The sequence below is a fragment of the Collinsella aerofaciens genome (assembly GCF_005844325.1).
Lineage (GTDB): Bacteria > Actinomycetota > Coriobacteriia > Coriobacteriales > Coriobacteriaceae > Collinsella > Collinsella aerofaciens_G.
In genome coordinates, this window is record NZ_SPFY01000032.1 from 1 (window position 1) to 20,197 (window position 20,197).

General features: G+C 60.9%; 10 protein-coding genes. 9 read left to right on the forward strand and 1 reads right to left on the reverse strand.

The features are described from left to right. From FGQ61_RS08550 to FGQ61_RS08585, 8 genes are all read left to right on the forward strand, one after another. A partial coding sequence (locus FGQ61_RS08550; RefSeq protein ID WP_212745459.1) for an ATP-binding protein occupies positions 1-998 on the forward strand: 998 nt, incomplete at its 5' end. Positions 999-1,124: 126 nt separating this feature from the next. Then, positions 1,125-1,994 carry a hypothetical protein gene (locus FGQ61_RS08555; RefSeq protein WP_138375231.1) on the forward strand — a complete coding sequence of 290 codons (870 nt, stop codon included), beginning with the start codon at positions 1,125-1,127 and terminating at the stop codon, positions 1,992-1,994. Positions 1,995-2,107: 113 nt separating this feature from the next. Continuing rightward, complete coding sequence (locus FGQ61_RS08560) at positions 2,108-3,001, forward strand: aldose 1-epimerase family protein (RefSeq protein WP_117770541.1); 894 nt, start codon at positions 2,108-2,110, stop codon at positions 2,999-3,001. 263 nt (positions 3,002-3,264) lie between these two features. Further along, complete coding sequence (locus tag FGQ61_RS08565) at positions 3,265-4,191, forward strand: transporter substrate-binding domain-containing protein (protein WP_138375232.1); 927 nt, start codon at positions 3,265-3,267, stop codon at positions 4,189-4,191. Between the two features lie 9 nt (positions 4,192-4,200). Beyond that, positions 4,201-5,349 carry an amino acid ABC transporter permease gene (locus FGQ61_RS08570; RefSeq protein ID WP_138375233.1) on the forward strand — a complete coding sequence of 383 codons (1,149 nt, stop codon included), beginning with the start codon at positions 4,201-4,203 and terminating at the stop codon, positions 5,347-5,349. A 22-nt stretch (positions 5,350-5,371) separates the two neighbouring features. Further along, positions 5,372-6,157, forward strand: a complete 786-nt coding sequence (locus FGQ61_RS08575; protein WP_138375234.1) for an amino acid ABC transporter ATP-binding protein — start codon at positions 5,372-5,374, stop codon at positions 6,155-6,157. Between the two features lie 72 nt (positions 6,158-6,229). Beyond that, positions 6,230-7,657, forward strand: a complete 1,428-nt coding sequence (locus FGQ61_RS08580) for a M20/M25/M40 family metallo-hydrolase (protein WP_138375235.1) — start codon at positions 6,230-6,232, stop codon at positions 7,655-7,657. A 296-nt stretch (positions 7,658-7,953) separates the two neighbouring features. Continuing rightward, positions 7,954-18,210 carry a Spy0128 family protein gene (locus FGQ61_RS08585; RefSeq protein WP_171021563.1) on the forward strand — a complete coding sequence of 3,419 codons (10,257 nt, stop codon included), beginning with the start codon at positions 7,954-7,956 and terminating at the stop codon, positions 18,208-18,210. Positions 18,211-18,291: 81 nt separating this feature from the next. Here the strand turns inward: FGQ61_RS08585 and FGQ61_RS09595 are convergent, their stop codons facing one another. Then, positions 18,292-18,450: a hypothetical protein gene (locus FGQ61_RS09595; protein ID WP_158567811.1), complete on the reverse strand. Its 159-nt coding sequence runs from the start codon at positions 18,448-18,450 to the stop codon at positions 18,292-18,294. Between the two features lie 508 nt (positions 18,451-18,958). On the opposite strand from FGQ61_RS09595, the gene prfA reads away from it, so the two are divergent. Then, positions 18,959-20,026 carry a peptide chain release factor 1 gene (gene prfA, locus FGQ61_RS08590; protein ID WP_138375237.1) on the forward strand — a complete coding sequence of 356 codons (1,068 nt, stop codon included), beginning with the start codon at positions 18,959-18,961 and terminating at the stop codon, positions 20,024-20,026. The last annotated feature ends 171 nt before the right edge of the window (positions 20,027-20,197 follow it).

A 20,197-nucleotide genomic window follows, 5' to 3' on the forward strand; every position in this document is an offset into this window, starting at 1 on the left:
CGGAAAGAAACTGCAACGCGGGGGAGGCGACCCCAATGGCTTTCTCATATCGTCTATCGAGCGAGCTCGCAACGCTTATCTCGGGCCGATATGTCGAGGTCAAGATGCAGCCTCTCACGTTTAGCGAATATCTTGATTTTCGCTCGATTGATGCGGTCGCCGCTGAAGGGCTTGGTGAGAGGGTCGAACTTGTTTCCAAAACGGGCGATCGCCTTAATTCAAATACCGTGCTTGAGCAGTACATAACCTATGGCGGCATGCCGTTTCTGGCCCATGATGAGCCGAGACGTGAGCTGTGCCGCGACTATATCCGTAGCCTCTACCAGACGATCGTCGCGCGCGATATCCTGTCGCGTGCGACGCGTAGGGGTCGCGGAGCTATCACCAAGCGCGATGTTCTCGAGCGGCTCTGTGCGTATCTGGCAGACAACATCTCCAACCAAACCTCGGTCAACAAAATCGTAGGGACGCTCAACGAATCGGCGGGCGGTAAGACCAACGCATCGACGGTGTCGGCATATATTGACGCTCTGGAAGAGACGTACCTGTTTACCAAAGTAAAAAGGTATGACATCAAGGGGCGGGAGCTTCTTAAGACAGGCGGTAAATATTACATAGCTGATACGGGAATTCGCAGCTATCTTGACGGATATAGAGGTAGCGATAGCGGAAGGATGCTCGAGAACGTTATCTACAACCAGCTTGTATTTGAAGGATACGAAGTGTTTTGCGGCCATCTGCGCGCGGGGGAAATCGACTTTGTCGCAATCGGCGAGGGATCGGACCGCAAATATATCCAGGTTACCGAGCGGATCGATGCCGAGGCGACGAGAGAACGCGAGCTGCGACCGCTCAAGCTAAGCACGCTAGGAAAAATTCCTGATTCGTATGAGAAGATCCTGATTGTCAGGGATGGCGACCATCCAACGGACATCGATGGCATCAGAATCGTGGGGGCAGTCGACTTCTTGTTGAGAAATAAGATTACCCGCGGCTAAACGCAAACAGATCCGTTTCGATGCGACAAAGGAGCAGTCCTTTTTCGCATTCCGTGCGAGCCCTCGTGCCGTCTGGGGGTATAAGGCTAACAAGTGTTTATTTGCGAGGCCTAAGGGGCGCCCCGTATGGATATCGATAACTTTGAATGGTGGTATAGCGAGGGTGAGGCTCCGGACGAGGGGTGGGACGAGCCTACGCCGCGTGACGTGTCGAGCGACGAGGACGAGACCGGCAACGACGTCGCCGCCGACTCGGACGCCGCCCTCGATTCCGTCGAGCCCCTGACCTTCGAACAAGCTTGGGCCCAGGCCGAGGCAGACGAGGCCAAGGCCGACGCTACGGCCACGCTCGGCGAGCCAGCCGACATGTCGATCTCGCCGGCAAAGACCCCGCAGCCGCGTCACACCATCGATCCCGACAGCACGGCATCCTTCAGTATTCTCGACGTGCCCTCGCAGGGTGCCCAGGCGCCCGCGCCCACACGTCGCCCCAATCTGTCTCGCGAGGAAGATGCAGGACGTCGCTCTCCGCTCGGCCCCATCCTTATCGCCTTCATGGCCGGCGTTATCGCATGCTCGGTAATTGGAAACGTCTGGAGCCATGTTGAGCAACAGCGAAAAGACGCCGCCAAGGTCGAGATGTCTGTCGAGCAATCGCTCGGCCGCACGCGCTCGGTACATGTGTCGGTCGAGGTCAAGGACGGCGCGACGTGGGACACCGCGCGCGGCGACAGCCAAATGCTCATCCATATCGTGGGGCGCACGCTCAAAGGGCAGACGATCGACGAGTATCAATACGTCAATTCCGCTGGTGACGGCATCGAGCTCAAGCCCGGCGACTACGAGCTCACCGTCGATGAACCGCCCGTCGCCACCGACGGCACGCGCTTCCGCGCCTCAAAGCGCATGGTCCCCGTGAACTTTAACTCACAGGCGCCCGACACGGTCGACACTACACCGCAGGGCGGGTTCGACCTTTACGTGGATACCCAGTAGGCACTCGCCGCTCATTCCGCTATGGCTACTCAATAATCGCCTGCCGTCCCGTCCCGCCGCCAAGAGTGGGACAATAGCCCTCGACACTATTGTTTACTTTTGGAGGAAGTAGCATGTCTACCGTTACTACCATCAAGCGCGGCGGCCTCACCGCGGCCATCGATTCCATGGGCGCCCAGCTCACGAGCCTTGCCCTCAACGGCAACGAGTATCTGTGGCAGGGCGACCCCGCCTTTTGGGGCAAGCACGCGCCCATCCTGTTCCCCATTGTGGGCTCGCTGCGCAACAACACGGCAACGTCTGCGGCCGGTACCTGCGAGATGCCGCGCCACGGACTCGCGCGCATTGTCGAGCACAAGCTGGTCGAGGTTTCGGAGGACGGCTCCTCGGTAACGTACGAGATTACCGATACGCCCGAGTCGCTCAAGGCGTTCCCGTTCCACTTTAAGCTCAACATGACCTATGCCTTGACCGGCGACGCCACCCTCACGCAGACCTTTGCCGTCACCAACACCGGCGACGTGGACCTGCCGTTCTCGGTGGGCGGCCACCCCGCATTTAACGTGCCCGCCCCCGGTGCCGAGGACGAGGCGTTCGAGGATTACGAGTTGGCGTTTACCGAGGCTTGGACCAACGAGGCTCCCATCATCACGCCCGACGGTCTTATGACGTTCGAGGGCAGCTACAAGGCGCCCGATAACTCGGACGTGCTGCCCATCACGCACCGCAGCTTCGATAACGATGCCATCATGTTCACCGATACTCCGGGCTCCACGCTCACACTGCGCGGCCGCAAGTCGGGCCACGGCGTCAAGATCGACTTTGAGGGCTTTAAGTACATCGGCGTGTGGTCTGCCGCCAACGACGCTCCGTTTGTGGCGCTCGAGCCCTGGACCGGTCACACCACCATGGACACCGAGGACGACGTCTTTGAGCACAAGGTCAACACCATCACCTTGGCTCCCGGCGAGACGGATGTTCGCAGCTTTAGCGTTACCTTGCTCTAGAGGTTCCGCCGCTCGGTCGATGCTGCGCGTCGTCCAGAGCGACAAGTTGTCATTCAAAAGGCAAGACATAGACCTTCTGGTCATGCCTTGCCTTTTTCATGCCACTTGTTCGCTCTGGACGTCGCTCGCCGGCATTGCCAAAACATCGGCGTCCCCAATGGCTACCGTGTGTCTATTAATTTTTCGAGCTTGTGCTGCGCTGCTGGTCGCTGGCGTATATCCTGTTAAGTCGTCAGCATACGATTCAACAGGGAAGGCAGATTATGCATTCTCCCCAACAGTGCGATGCGCAGCGCCAGCCGGTATGCAGCCGTCGCATCTTTTTGGGTAGCGCCCTCGCTGCGAGCGCTTCCGTCGTCGCCGGCGCGCTTGCCGGCTGTCAGCGCCCGTCAACGCTCAAGGTGGTTCAGCCCACGACGGGCGGCGGTCGCGACGACCTGTCCGATTCCGTGATCGGCAAGGATAAGATCCGCATTGGCATGGAGGCGGCCTACGCCCCGTACAACTGGCAGGTCTCCGAGGCCAGCGAGTACACCATCCCCATCGACAACGTGCAGGGTGCCTATGCCGATGGCTACGACGTGCAGATCGCCAAGATCGTCTGCAAGGCCCTCGGTGGCGAGCCCGTTGCCGTCAAGCAGAGTTTCTCGGGCCTTATCGATTCGCTCAACAACGGCCAGATCGACCTCATCATTGCCGGCATGAGCGCCACGCCCGAGCGCGAGGAGTCCGTCGGCTTTTCCGACCCGTACTTCATTGGCTACTTTGGCCTGTTCGTAAAAGAGGGCTCGCCCTACCAAAATGCGACCAAGCTCAGCGACTTTAGCGGCGCTACGGTCCTCGGCCAAAAGGACACCATGCTCGATACCGTCATCGACGAAATCCCGGGCGTTGTGCACAAGAACCCGGTCGATTCGGTCCCCACGGTGTTTTCGAACCTGCTGCAGGGCACCTGCGACGCCGTGACCTACAACACCGAGAACGAGAAGGGCTATATGGCCCAAAACCCGGGCATCGTCCCCATTCAATTTGCCGAGGGCGAGGGCTTTAAGCAGGAGGTCACGGCAAACGTCGGCTGCCGCAAGGGCTCGGACAAACTGCTTAAGCTCATCGACAAGACACTCAAGGGCATTAGCCAAGAGGAGCGCGACCAAATGTGGGACGCGTGCCTCGACCGTCAGCCGGCATAGGGAGGCAGCATGAAAACCATCAATCGCCTGGCCTCCTTTATCAAGGCAGACCACCGTTATGTATACCTGGGCACGAGCGTCATCGCGGCGCTCGGCCTGGCGTTTAGCCAGCGCAACCCCACGCCGATGAGTTTCTTGGCGCCTACGGGCGTGTTCCAAGACTGCCTCTGGGCAATCCTTTGGGCCTGGCTCGTCGTGTCGGCGGCGGCGCTGGTCACCAAGCTCATGCACTGGAACGACTATCGCGAAAAGTCGCCGTTCGCATCCGAGCGCTGCCGTCGTGGCGCACGCCTGGGCAGCTACGTCGTGGTCGCCATCGCGGCGATCTTTTTCGTGGACCGCTGCGTCATGTCGTTTATCGACCTGGTGCAGGTGAGCATTGTCTCGGATTCCAACCCCAGCGACTTTTTGTCGAGCCTGGTCTACATGACCTACAAGAGCGGTGACTTCTTCATTCGCGGTATCGAGATCACCATCGCGCTTGCCACCTTCGGCACCGTCATCGCATTCTTCCTGGCGCTGCTCTTTGTGTTCCTGCGTATTCAGACCTTCGACCGCGTGGATAACGACCTGGTGCGCTTCTTTAAGAGTATCGGCCGCGGCTTTGCGACCATCTACTCCACCATCGTGCGCGGCACGCCCATGATGGTCCAGGGCCTGCTCATCTATTACGCGGGCTTCACCGTTTTGCGCGGCATGGGCTTCGAGACCGCCCAGGCCAACCAGATTTGGAGCACCTTCACCGCCGGCCTCGTCACCATCTCGCTCAACTCCACCGCCTACATGATGGAGGTCCTGCGCGGCGGCATCGAGTCCATCGATCCCGGTCAGGCCGAGGCGGCGCGCTCGCTGGGTCTTTCGCAGTGGCAGGCTATGCGCAAGGTCGTGTTCCCCCAGGGCATTAAAAACGCGATTCCGGCGCTCACCAACGAGCTCATCATCAACATCAAGGATTCGTCGGTGCTCTCGGTCATCGGCGTGTTTGACCTCATGTACGCTACCACCACCGTCGCCGGCGTGTACTACCGCCAGATGGAGGTCTACTGCGTGGCACTCGTGGTCTACCTGATCTTGACGCTCGTGGCGAGCCGCCTGCTCGAGGCCTTTGGCAAAAAGCTCGGCGCCGAGGCTCCGGTCACGCTGCCCAGCTCCAACTAGGCTCAAGACGAGGAGAATCATCATGGCAGATACCACTACCACCGGCGCTGTGGCCGCCGCACAAACTAAAGAGTCGCTCATCCGCGTCGAGGGCCTGCGCAAGAGCTTCGGCTCGCTCGAGGTACTCAAGGGTATCGACTTGTCCGTCAATCCTGGCGAGGTCGTCACCATTATCGGCGCTTCGGGTTCGGGTAAATCGACCTTTCTGCGCTGCCTCAATCTGCTCGAGACCCCGGACGCGGGCCATATCTGGTTCCATGGCCAGGACCTCACGGCCGAGCGCTGCAACATTAACAAGCTGCGTGAGGACATCGGCATGGTGTTCCAGGGCTTTAACCTGTTCAACAACATGGACGTGCTCGACAACTGTACGCTCGCGCCCGTCACGCTCAAAAAGATGGGCAAGGTCGAGGCTGAAAAAATTGCGATGGAGCATCTGACGAGCGTGGGACTCGAAAAGTTCGCGCACGCCGCCGTGGGTCGCCTGTCCGGCGGCCAAAAGCAGCGCGTGGCCATCGCCCGCGCCCTGTGCATGAACCCGCAGATTATGCTGTTCGACGAGCCGACCTCCGCACTCGACCCCGAGATCGTGGGAGAGGTGCTCGAGGTCATGCGCAAGCTCGCTGCCGACGGCATGACCATGGTCGTCGTCACGCACGAGATGGCCTTTGCCCGCACGGTGTCCGACCGCGTGGTCTTTATGGACAAGGGCGTGGTGCTCGAGGACGCCGCTCCGGCCGAGCTCTTCGGCAACCCCAAGCACCAGCGCACCCGCGAGTTTCTCTCGCGTTATCTCGAGGACAAATAACCGACCGCAAACGCTTATGTGGCAGGGCCGCTCCGGTGGGGCGGCCCTCGTCATCACGATCGAAAGGACGTTATGGCCGAGGTTTGGCGCTTCTTTGCGCATGAGGATGATTTTGCCGATTTGGACAAGGCCGGCGCATGCGAGCGCCTGAGCCGCGTGCTGTCGTTTCCGACCATTTCGAGCATGGATGCCGAGGCGGTGGACTGGCAGCCGTTCGACGACCTGCGCGCCTATATGCAGCAGGCCTGGCCGCACGTATTTGCGGCGGGCGAGGTCGAACTCATCGACCACTCGCTGCTGGTGACGTTTTCCGGCTCCGACCCCGCACTCAAGCCCGTTATGCTCATGGGTCACATGGACGTGGTCCCCGTGGTGCCGGGCACCGAGGACGATTGGACGCACGCCCCCTTTAGCGGACAGGTGGACGACGCCTACATTTGGGGTCGCGGCGCCGTCGACATGAAAGATCAAGTTGCAGGTATTCTCGAGGCGGTTGAGTATGCGCTGGCCCACGGCTGGGAGCACGAGCGCACCCTGCTGCTGGCTTTTGGCCAAGACGAGGAAACCACGCAGTTCGGTGCGGGTGCCATCGGCCGCGTGCTCGAGGAGCGCGGTGTTGAGCTCGAGTTCCTGATCGACGAGGGCGACTACCGCATCGTTCCGACTGCCGAGTACAGCGCGGGCGAGGGCTGGCTTATGCATGCCGATCTCGCGGAGAAGGGCTACGCCGATATCGTGTTGAGGACGCGTAGCGAGGGCGGGCATTCCTCCAACCCCTACGGTGGCACTTCGCTCGAGGTGCTGAGCCGCGCCATCGCCGCAATCTGCGATATCGAATGGCCGACGCGCGTCACGGACCTGCTTGCCGCACAGCTCGTCGAGCTGGGGCTCTACACGGCCGACGAGATCGCCTCCAACAAGGACGCCATCGTGCGCGAGTGCCTCGCCAGCAAGAAGCTCTATCCGCTCGTGACCTCCACCTGTGCACCGACCCAAATCGAGGGCGGTAGCACCGGTGCTAACGTGATGCCGCAGGATATGTGGGCCAATATCAATTTCCGCATGCTCGAGGGCACGAGTGTGGCCGATGTCGTGGCCCGCTGTTGCGTCGCCGTCGCCGAGGCGGGGCTCGCCGACCGCGTCGAGATCGAGCTCGGCCCTGGCAGCTCCGAACCCTCGCCGTCTCCGCGCATCGGCGGACCGGGACTCGAGGCCGTCCGTGCCATCGCCGCCCGCTATTTCCGCGATCCAAAGGGGACGGAGGAAAACGGATCATCGGCGGCGGGCGGAGCTCCTATCGGCATCGTTCCCTCGACCGTGATTGGCGCGACCGATGCTGCCAACTACCAGCGCATTTGCCCCGAGTGCATTCGCTTCTCGGCCTTTGTGGTAGACGATGACGAGTGCGAGCGCGGTGTCCACGGCACCAACGAGCGCATCACCCGCCGCGCCTACCTCCAGGGCGTACGCTTCCTCATCGCTCTGCTTCAAACGCTCTAGAATGTGACAAAGGGACTGAGCCGATTTCATCGGTAATGAGACAAAAACTGTCATAGAAAAAGACTAAGATATCTTAAGAGACATATGCTGGGGTTGGTATTCCTTGAACGACTGCGGGCATGTGCCAGACTGCCTCGCCCCCCGGGGAGTGCCCGGGCAGGTCGCCGTGTGACTGGGGAGGAAATTATGCAGGAGCTCAGAGAGATGACGTCTCGACTCGTGAATATTGCTACCGGGGGGGGTGTCTAAGCAGGGAACTTCCTGGTGAACATCGGCCGCGCGAGCGGTGGTCCGTCATGTCTTATGGCCGCCGTCGTGGGCTGCGCCCGGTTTCGCCATATGCGATTGTTCTGGCCCTCGCCGTCGCGCTGACGGCGAGTTTCTTCCTGCCGCTTCGTGCCGAGGCGGCGATCTCCGACCACACGGTTCCGACGACCTCGCCCTCGGGGACGACGATCAACCTGTTTGATTACTGGGTGAATCCCGATGACCATCTGTCGGTTTCCGGCAGCGGCGGCGTCAACGCAGGCCACAAGTTCCAGTTTAACGACGGCAAGGGTGATGGGCCGCTCAACCAATGGACGGGCAGCACGAGCCCGCGGCCCGGCATCGTCAACAACACGCTTTCAGACGGCTACCCGAAGCTTTCCGAAGCCTTGGGCGACGAGTCCCTCCGCTACCTGTTCGATTCCTCTGCCCAGACCGGCAAGACGTCCCATTTTGGCGTGACGGGCCTCCTCAAGGTTCAGGGCGGCTACTACGTCTATGACAGCTCCGAAAACTACGCAGCCTACAACGCTGACAAGAATGCCTTCGACATCTATGGCACCTGGGGCATTGACAAAGTGGGCGATTCGTCCCACCAGGGTCAGTTCTTCCCGTTCGACGCGGCAGACAAGGTGTTCAAAGAGGAAAACGGCCAGCTCGTCCAAACCGGCATCAAGGCAGACAACACCGGTGATTCGCACTACAACGGCGGCAAACCCGTCAACCACCACTTCGGTCTCTCAATGTCCACGCGATTCGTGCAGCCCAAGGGCGGCCTGACGAACAATAATAATGACATGACCTTCGAGTTCGCCGGCGATGATGACGTCTGGGTGTTCATCGATGATGTCCTCGTGGGTGATATCGGCGGTATTCACAACCGCGCGAGTCTGAGCATCAACTTTCATACGGGCAACATTAAGGTAAACGACAATTACAACGGCACGCTGAAGAGCAAGTACCAGAAGGCGGGCAAGGCCGGCGACACGAGCTGGGAAGGCAACACCTTCGCCGACGACACCAACCACACCCTCAAGTTCTTCTACCTGGAGCGCGGCGCCACCGACTCCAACATGGAGCTCAAGTTCAACCTCGTGACGGTGCCCGAGTCCGACATCATAAAGTTCGACCAGGACGGCAAGTTCGTACAGAGCGCCGAGTTCGCGCTGTACAAAACAGACGAGAACTTTACAGATACGACCAATGACAAGAACGCGCTCCTCGGCTCCGGCACCACGGACGAGGCCGGCCACCTAACGCTCACGAACGACGATGACAACGGCGTCATCAACTTCGACGATCTCTACAACAAGAATCACGGTAACAAGTACTACCTCCTGAAGGAGACGCGCGTGCCGGAGGGATACCGCTCGAGTCTCACGGCGACAGGTGGCAGCATGCAGCTCGAGTACGTGCCCGCGAGCGCTGAGAACGGCGCGGGCGGCGTCATCATCAACCGCGGCGGTATGGATGCGGACAGCGTCGTGTGGAAGACTGGTGCGTTTGCCGGCGCGAAGGAGACCATCACCGCACCGGTGAACGTGTACAAGGCGAATGATGACCTGACGAAGTCCGACGAGACCGTCAACCTGAAGTCTGGCATACTGTTCGCTGTGGTGCTCAAGCGCGATAAAAGCGCAAACGCAGATATCAAAAATCAGAACAATTGGTACGCCGTGTCGGGCGACCCATCGACGGGAATGGGGTACACCCTCGCCGAGAAGCCGAGCAAGGCCGGCGCTATCGAGGCGGCGAAGAAGGACCTGCACGCCTTCACGCTCAACACGAGCGGCCAGTACCAGGTAGAGATTCAAAATCTGCCCGGTGACATCTCCAAGTACTACTACCTGCTGAGCGGTGATGCCCGCAAGGATGCCGAGTACACGGTGGCCATCTACCACACAACGGCGAGTTCCATCGCCAACGCGAATACGGACAACACGGTCCACGTGTTCAGCGATGACCTCCCCAGCGGCGAGAAGAATTTCCAGCGACAGTTCGCCACGCGCCTGCTCGTCACGAACATCCAGAACCGCCTGTTCGTGCAGAAGACCGATACCGCGGGTAAGCCCGTTGAGGGGGCGAAGTTCGGCCTGTACACGGCCGATCAGGTGACAACAGACGCAAACGGCAAGGTCGTGCTCAAGGGCGAGCAGACCCCCTACGACACCCTGACGACGGGGTCGGTCGGCAACCCGGTCCCGCTCGAAGGTGCGGGCATATTCCCGAATACGAGCAAGGAGCACAAGCCGCTTACGAAACGCACCTACTACCTGAAGGAAATCTCAGCGCCGAGCGGTTTCCTGCTCAACGACACGCTCACCAAAGTGATTGTGGACGATTACGGCGTCCATGCCGATGCCGGTACGCGCGATGACGGCGTTTCGACGTTTGTGGGCCCGGGCGCGCTGATGAAGAGCCTGGGCCAGTTTGGCGCAGAGAGCGACATCGACAACACGCTCACGTGGATCAAGGGTGTGCGGCAGACCTCGAATGGTGTGACCGATACTGACGGTAATCTGTCGTGGAGCAATGTCGATCCCGCCGGTGCCGGCGACACGGTGCACCTCAAGTACGGTGCCAACGGACGTGTCTACCAGTATGGGCCCACCGAGGAGGGCAAACCCTACCGCCTGGAGACCGAGACGGGCTGGATACGTATGGGTATCACCCAGGACGAGCAGCCCAAGGGGACCAAGTCGAAAGGTGCCCGTGCCGATCTGCGCGACATGAACAACCTGAATGCCCTGTTTACGGGCGCCACCTGCGTGCGCGTGGCTAACAAGCGCGAGGCGAGCCTCGAGGTGACGAAGAAGGTTGACGTGCCCGATGGACTGACGGGCAATAAGGATGCGGAGTTCACCTTCAAGTTCACCGTGCCCAAGGGGAAGACGTATAAGGCTGCAGTCTTCGAGAAGGCGGGCGCGGCCGATGAGAAGCAGGTCGGCGATATGTTCGACCTGACGAACGGACGCGAGCAGACCATCACGGCCGGCCAGACGATCCGCGTGTACGGTCTCGCCGAGGGTGACAAGTATACGGTTCAGGAGCTGACCCGCGCGGGCAAGATGCCGGCCGGCTTCACGCTGACCAAGCGCGAGCAGGGCGGCAACGCCCTGGGCGGCGAGGGCGACAGCATCTCCGGCACGATCGCGAAACAGAATGCCGACGGCACGTTGGCCGAAGCCAACAAGCTGGTGTTCACAAACACCTACAGCGTAAAGTCGCCGGTGACGCTCACCAATGCGTTCTGGGCGCAGAAGGTGCTCCAGGGCCGTGACTGGAAAGATGGCGATAGCTTCAAGATTTACCTGCGCGCGGACAAGGGCACGCCGATGCCCGACGGTGCCGAGAATGCACCCGTGAGTGGTATGAAGCAGGTTGTGAAGACTGTTGAGAACGGGGACAAGTTCGACTTCGGCGAGATTGAGTACACCAAGCCCGGCACCTACACCTATCTCATCGCCGAGGCCACGCCGTCTCAAAACGACGCTAGCTGGCTGCCCGGGTTCGGGTATTCAAGCGCTTCCTACCGCGTCACGGTGACGGTGAAGGATAGCGGCGACGGCACGCTGTCGCAGCCGGCAGTCAAGATGGAGCAGACCTACACCGACGACGGCGTGAGCCATGAGGACAGCCCGATCGAGGTTGCTGACAAAATCGCCAAGATAACGAACACCTATAACACCGATGAGAAGACCATCTCCTTCCACGTGCAGAAGACGTATGTCGACCAGTCCGGTGCAAATCCGCTTGTGAAGGATAAGTTCACGTTCCAGCTCGAGGCACTCGGCGGGATGAAGAATGATGCCGTGCCGAGTGGCACCCTTAAGTTCGGCGATCTTGCCTACAGCGTCGATGCCAGCAAGGTCCCCATGCCTATGGGGTGCACGTCCACCACGACCACGGCGAAGAACGATGACGGCGGTATCGCCGCGTTCCCGCAGATCACCTATACGATGGGCAGCGAGAACCTCACTTACGTGTACAGGGTGACCGAGGTCAAGGATTCCGATACATCGACGTCCAGTGGCATGGGCTACGATGACGCGGTGTACTACGTGCTGGTGAAGAACCAGCAGGTTGATAACGAGTCTGGGACGGGTAGGTGCCTGTCCTCCACGGTCACGTATTGGAAGGCCGACGGCACGCAGCTGACGGACGCCAACGGATACATTCCGTTCAAGAACACCTACACGGTGACCCAGGCGACGTCGGCGCCAATCAGGGTGCAGAAGACGTTCACCGGGCGCGCGTGGGAGACGAGCGATACGTTTGATTTCACACTGACGCCGGCGGATGACGCCACGACGAAAGCGGTTAAAAACAAGGTCGTTATCCAAAAGACGGGCACGGGCGAGGACGTTGGGGATATTGCTGCTAAGATTTCGATCTCCGGCGATGGTTCTTCCGTGACCCGTACCGCAGCCTTTGGTGTGGGCGACCTGGTGTTTACCAAGCCTGGCACGTACAAATTCAAGGTGAACGAGAAGGCGTCGGAGAACGTGGACAAGACCGGCATCAGCTATGACGGCCATACGTCCACGGTGACCTACACAGTGACCGATATCGAGAACGGCACGCATACCGGTAAGCTGACCGCGACGGTTGCGTACGACAACAAGCAGGCGATGACGGATGTCGACCGACAGGTGACGGGCGCTGCCGCGTTTACCAACACCTATACGGCCTCCGGTACCTATGCGGGCATCGATGTGACCAAGACTCTGGTTGGTACCCCGCTGAAGAATGGCATGTTCCCGTTCACCATCGAGGCGATGACGTATAACGGTACGACGGCCCCGGAGCCGGCTGATACCGATAAGTCGTTCAAGAACACCGTGGGCAAGGATGACGGTGACGATACGCAGACCGCCACGATGTCCGGCAAGCTGAAGATGAACTTCACGCAGCTGAGCTACAACAAGGTGTATGTGTACAAGGTGTCTGAGGCGCATGGCGCCAACGCTGGTGGATACACGTATGACACCGAGTACCCCGGTGACGCCTACGTGCTCATTGCGGTGACGCCGAATCCGGACAACAAAGGCCAGCTCTACACCGAGACGACCATCGTGAAGGGCCCGGACGTGACGGCGCTCGTTGGCGAGAACGACAACGTTGATGCGCTGACGGCCGAGGCGATTAAGGGCCTCGATACCACGACCAACTACGTGAAGACGGTCTCGAGTCGCAATGCGAAGCCCGCTACGCCTACCGTCCCGTTCAAGAACAGTTACAAGTCAGACGCCAGCGACGAGCTGACCCCGCAGGTGACGAAGAAGATCTCCGGTGTTGAGAGCACGGAGAAGGCGTTCTCGTTCACGCTGACCGCCACGGAAGAGACACAGCAGAAGATCGCCGCCGGCGACTTGGGTGTGTCGGACGACCTGGCGGGCGACGCGCACGCGGAGTCCAAGGTCACGAGTGGCAAGATCATCAAGGACAAGGGCCAGACGGTCGACTTCTCGAATATGGCGTTCAACAAGGCGGGCGAGTACACGTTCACGCTCACCGAGGTGCACAACGCTGATGATGATCCCGCGGCGGACGGCGTGCAGAACGCCGGCTGGACGATGGACGATTCCACCTACACCGTCACGGTGAAGGTTGAGGACAAGAATGCCAAGCTGACTGTCACAGGCGTGACGGTAGAGAAGGGCGGCGATGACAAGAGCGAGACGCTTGAGGTCAAGAACGGCAAGGTGAACCTCGCCACCTTCAACAACACCTACGACGCAAAGGGTTCCGTAACCCTGGCGGCGAAGAAGCACTTTACAGGCGGCACCCTTGAGAACCAGCAGTTCTCATTCCAGGTGAAGGAGGGCAATAAGGTTGTCGCCGAAGAAAAGAACGATGCCAATGGCAACATCACCTTCCCGGCCATTTATTACACCGAGGCCGGTGAGCACGACTACACCATCAAGGAGGTCGAAGGCGCCGACCCGACTATCGTTTACGATGGCAAGACGGTGAAAGTGCACGTTAGCGTCACCGATAACAAGAACGGCACGCTGAGCGCGGCCGCCACCTACGACGGCGAGAAGGCCGTGCCGACCTTCACCAACTCGAAGCCGACGGCCGACGCCACTATCGAGGCGACGAAGATCCTCAAGGGCAAGGACCTGACGGCTGGTGCGTTCACTTTCGGCCTATATCAAGGCGACACGACTACGGTTGATCCCATCCAGACTGTCCAGAACGACAAGGACGGCAAGATTAAGCTCATCCTCACCGGTCTGACCATAGGCGAGTACGACTACACGCTCAAGGAGGTCGCTGACAGCGATTCGACCATCACCTACGATTTCACGGCGGTGAAGGTCCACGTCTCGGTGAAGGCGGACGGTGACAAGGCAAAGGCGACTGTCACCTATGACGACAAGAATGATGCCCCGACCTTCACTAACAAGTATCAGCCTGCCGAGACCTTGGCTACACTCACGGCGAAGAAATCGTACGTGAAGTCCGACAACACGCAGGCCACGCTCAGGGGCGGCGAGTTCACCTTCGACCTGTACGAGGGTGATCTGACGGCTGAGCAGCTGAAGGGCAAGCAGCCCATCCAGACCGCTAAGAACGGCGAGGACGGCACCGTTACCTTCCCGGCCATCAACTACACCAAGGCCGGCGAGTACAAATACACTATCGTGGAGCAGAAGGGCGACCTGTCCCACGTGGTCTACGACGATGCGGTTCACCACGCCGTGGTGAAGGTCGTGGACAACGCCGGCCAGTTGGAGGCGAGCGTCACCTACGATGACGGCAAGACGGTCGCCCCCACCTTCACGAACACCTACACCGCAAAGGGATCCGTGGAGCTGACGGCGACCAAGATCGTTGCGGTCGCGCCGGGCTTCACGCACGACACCAAGCTGAAGGGCGGCGAATACACGTTCGAGCTGAAGGACGCCGACGGCAAGGTGCTCGGCACCACGACGAACAAGGCCGATGGCACGGTGAAGTTCACGCGCAAGTTCACGCTCTCCAACCTGGGCGGCGCTGCGAGCAAGGACTTCACCTACACCATCGCGGAGAAGCCGGGCACGGAGCCGGGCATGGTCTACGACACCCATGCGCTCATCTACAAGGTGACGGTCGCGGACGATGGCACCGGCTCGCTGACGGCCACACCGCAGGTAACGAGTGGAGACAAGACCTTCACGAACACGTACCACCCGAAGGAGACCTCGGTAACGCTCAAGGCGACGAAGCGCTTCACGGGTGGCGAGCTCGCAGGGGGCGACTTCACGTTTCAGCTGCTCGACAAGGATGGCAACGTGATCCAGACCGTCCAGAATGACAAGGACGGCAAGGTCGCCTTCCAGGCAATCAGCTACGACACGCCGGGCGATCACGACTACACCATCAAGGAGGTTGCCGGCAACGACCCGACCGTCGTGTACGACACGAAGGACGTGAAGGTCCACATCAAGGTCTCCGATGAGAAGGGCGAGCTAAAGGCGACCGCCACCTACGACGGCGAGGCCGACGTTCCGACCTTTACCAACTCGAAGCCGACGACGGACGTTACCGTCGAGGCGACGAAGATCCTCACGGGCAAGGACCTGACGGCCGACGCGTTCACCTTCGGCCTGTACGACCAGGCCGGCAACGAGGTCGCCAAGGGCACCAACGACCGGGGCGGCAAGGTCGAGCTGGCCGTCAAGAACCTGAACCTGGGCGAGTACGACTACACGCTCAAGGAGGAGAAAGCCGGCCAGACCGTCGACGGCGTGGCCTACGACGCCAAGGAAGTCAAGGTCCACGTCAAGGTAGAGCAGAACCAGGGCGACAACAACAAGACGAAGGTGACCGTCACCTATGACGGTGCCGCTACGGCTCCCACCTTCAACAACACCTACGACGCAAAGGGTTCCGTAACCCTGACGGCGACCAAGACCATCAAGGTTGCGGACGGCTTCGACCACACGACGAAGCCCGCGGACGGCGAGTTCACCTTCGACCTGAAGGACGCTGCCGGCAACGTGCTCGACACCGCGAAGAACGATGCAAACGGCAAGGTCAGCTTCACGCGCGAGTTCCAGCTCTCCGACTTGGACGGCGCCGCGAGCAAGGACTTCACCTACACCATCGTGGAGCAGCCGGGCGCGGAGCCGGGCATGGTCTATGACAGCCATCCCCTCACCTATACGGTGACGGTCGCGGACGGCGGGAACGGAGCACTGAATGCGAAGGCGATCGTGACGAGCGCATCCGGCTCGGATACCTTCACCAACACCTACCAGCCGGCCGCGACCGGCCTGGCCCTCGGTGCGCAGAAGAGCTATGTGAAGAAGGACGACAACACGCCGATCGTCCCCAAGTGCGGCGAGTTCACCTTCGATGTGTACGAGGGCAACCTGACGGCTGAGCAGCTTGCCGGGGCCAAGCCCGTCCGGACCGCGACCAACGGCGCGGACGGAAGTGTTAACTTCGACGCCTTCTCCTACGCGAAGCCGGGCACGCACGAGTACACCATCGTGGAGCGGAAGGGTGATCTGGCCTACGTGACCTACGACGCCGCGGTGCACCATGCCGTGGTGACGGTTGCGGACAATGCCGGCACGCTGCAGGCGAGCGTCGCCTACGACGGCACGAATGTCACGAAGCCCAGCTTCACCAACACCTATGAGGCACAGGCGACGGACTCCGGCGCGATCGCCCTCACCAAGAGCGTTGACGTGCACGACGGCAGCTATCAGCTAAAGGCGGGAGACTTCGCCTTCGAGCTGGTGGGGTCTGACGGCTCGGTGATCCAGACCCAGAAGAACGATGCGCACGGCAAGGTTGCCTTCGACAAGCTGACCTTCGACCATGCGGGCACCTTTACCTACACGGTCCGCGAGGTGCAGCCGACGGGGGACGCGCCGGGCGTGCCGGGCGTGACCTACACCGGCAAGACGTACACCCTGACCTACGTGGTGAAGGACAACAACGACGGCAAGCTGGTGGTAGAGAACTCCACGGTGAAGCCGAGCGAGGGCACCGAGAACGGCGTCACCCCCAACACCATGACGTTTGCGAACAGCTACCAGCCGGGCGCGACCTCCTACCAGATCTCCGGCACCAAGGTGCTTGAGAATACCGATTCGGCCACCATGCGGACGCCCGCCGATGGCGAGTTCACGTTCGCGCTGATTGACGTGGCCACCGGGCAGGAGATCGACCGGACCACGAACGTGGGTAACGCGTTTACCTTCAAGGCCATCTCGTACACCGCGACTGGTTCGCATGCGTACCAGGTGAAGGAGGTTGCGGGCCAAGATGGCACCATCACTTACAGCGATGCGGTGTTGGATGTGACGGTGAGTGCGACCGACGACGGCAGCGGCCAGCTGACCGCGACGGCGAACAAGACGGCCGCGGATCTGACCTTCACCAACACCTACACGCCGACGGCAACGACGGCGACGATTACCGGAACGAAGGCCCTGACCGGCCGCGACCTGGCCGAGGGTGAGTTCTTCTTCGACCTGAAGGACGCCGACGGTAACGTGGTGCAGACGGTGCAGAACGGCGCCGACGGCACGTTCGGCTTCGCGCCGCTGCAGCTGGACAAGGTGGGGACGTACGTCTACACCGTGTCCGAGCGGGCAGGGGCGACGGCGAACGGCGTCACCTACGACACGACGGTCTTTACCGCGACGGTGACGGTGACGGAGAATGCGGAGACGCACGCGCTGGAGGCGCAGGTTGCCTACAGCAAGGGCGGCAAGGCTGCGGATGCGGTGGCGTTCAGCAACAGTTACGCGCCGGCCGCGACTGAGGTGAAGCTGGGGGCCTCCAAGGTGCTGAGCGGCGAGGACCTGAAGGAAGGGCAGTTCTCCTTCCAGCTGAAGGATGCCGACGGCAAGGTGCTGCAGACCGCAAAGAACGCGGCGGACGGCACGGTGGGCTTCGAGGCGATCTCGTACGACAAGCCCGGAACGTACGCCTACAGCATCTCCGAGGTGGACGACGGTCAGAAGAACGTGACGTACGACGCGGCCGAGCACCGGGTAACGGTGACGGTGACGGACGACGGTGCGGGCCATCTGGTGGCGACGGTAACCTATGACGGCGCCGTGGCGCCGGTGTTCAAGAACACGTACACGCCGCCGACCACCCCGCCGACGGAGCCGCCCACCAATCCGCCGAGCAAGTCACCGGTGCCGAAGGAGGAGAAGCCGGGTCTGCCGTATACGGGCGATACCAGCTTGTCGCCGATGGCCCTGGGTGGCATCGCGGGCGGCGCGGTGGTGCTGATCGCCGCAGGCGTTATCCTGCGGCGCCGGAACCGGTAGCTACGGCGGCCGAGAAGGGCTTTGATTGAGGGCGGGTGGTCGCAGGGCGCGGCCGCTCGCCCTTTTTGGTGAAAGGCTATGTTAACCCGCCGTTTGCACGTCCGGCTCCAGATGGAACTCGTACTCCGGCTCCATCATCTTCTTCCGGATCTTTTCGTAGCGCCCGTCGTCGAGCTGCTCGCGCATGAGCGACGTCCTGTCCCCGACGCGTGCGGCCTCGCGCAGCCATCTGAACCACATCAGGCAGCTGTGGAGCCTGCGGGTCGATACGCCCTTGAACCTCTCGAGGAAGTGGCCGAGCGAACCCTGCGCTTCAGCATCCTCTGGACCGTGTCCCGCTCGTACCCGGTGAGCCTGCCGTGGGTCCTCGGGACCGCCCTCGCGGCGCCCTTCCCGCCCTTTCCGGACATGGCGTCCTCCGATCTCCCGGGGCCGGCCGATCCGGCCCTCAGGGTATCGGATTCCCAAATTTATCCGTATATGTGCGGATGAATGCGGGAGGCGTTCGGATGAAGTTGTATTCAAGGAAAGAGACTGACCCTTTGTCGCATTCCGTGCGGGTTATATGCAGGTATGCCTGCGCACGCTATCATGTATGGGTTAGACCGCAACTATGTACCTCATACGCGAAGGGATGCGCATGTATCTGAAGATCGACATGTTCTAGCTGGGCTTACCCCCGCAGTGGCGCCGCGCGCCCCATCAACTCTGCCGATTTTCGCCTTCACGCACATAAAGGAGTCCCGCCATGCGCGACAAGCTCGAAAAGATCATTAAGGCCTACGAGGAGCTCGAGAAGAAGCTTTCCGACCCGGCCGTCGCCTCCGACATCAAGGAGTTCACGCGTCTCAACAAGGAGTACGCACACCAGTCCGACCTCATCGCTGCCTCGCGCGAGTACATCGGCGCGCTCGATGACATCGAGGCCGCCAAGGAGATGCTCCGCGACACCAGCGATGCGGACGAGAAGGAGATGCTCCAGATGGACATCTCCGAGAACGAGGAAAAGCTTCCCCAGCTCGAGGAAGACATCAAGTACATGCTCATCCCGAGCGACCCCAACGACGACAAGAACACCATCGTCGAGATTCGCTCCGCCGCCGGTGGCGACGAGGCAGCCATCTTCGCCGGCGACTTGTACAAGATGTACCAGCGCTTCTGCGAATCGCGCGGCTGGAAGACCACCGTGCTCGATTCCAGCCCCAGCGAGGCCGGCGGCTTTAAGTCCATCGAGTTCAAGGTCGAGGGCGACCGCGTCTACTCCGTCATGAAGTTCGAGTCCGGCGTGCATCGCGTCCAGCGCGTTCCCAAGACCGAGTCCCAGGGCCGCATTCAGACCTCCACGGCTACCGTCGCCGTACTTCCCGAGGCCGAGGAAATTGACGTCCAGATCAACCAGTCCGACCTGCGCATCGACACCTACTGCGCCTCCGGCCCTGGCGGTCAGTGCGTTAACACTACCTACTCCGCCGTGCGCATCACCCACTTGCCCACCAACACCGTGGTGCAGTCGCAGGAGCAGCGCTCCCAGATTCAGAACCGCGAGGTCTGCATGCAGATGCTGCGTGCTCGTCTGTACGAGATGGAGCTCGAGAAGCAGCAGGCAGAGCTTGGTGCTGAGCGCCAGAGCCAGATCGGCCACGGCAACCGTTCCGAGAAGATCCGTACCTACAACCAGCCCCAGGACCGCGTGACCGATCACCGCATCGGTTTCAACTCCACCTACAACGGCGTCCTTCTGGGCGATCAGCTCGGCACCGTCATCGAGGCGCTCGCCGCCGCCGAGCGAGCCGAGAAGCTGGCGCAGGCCGTGTAGTAGGTTCCGCCGTTCTACCGAACGGCGGACCGGCCGACGCTGCGCGCCGCCCAGAGCGACAATTTGTCATTCAAAAGGCAAGGCATGACCAGAAGGTCTATGCCTTGCCTTTTTCATTCAAGACTTTAGTCCGCTGGCCGCGCAGCGGCCAGCTTTAAACCACCCGCTACG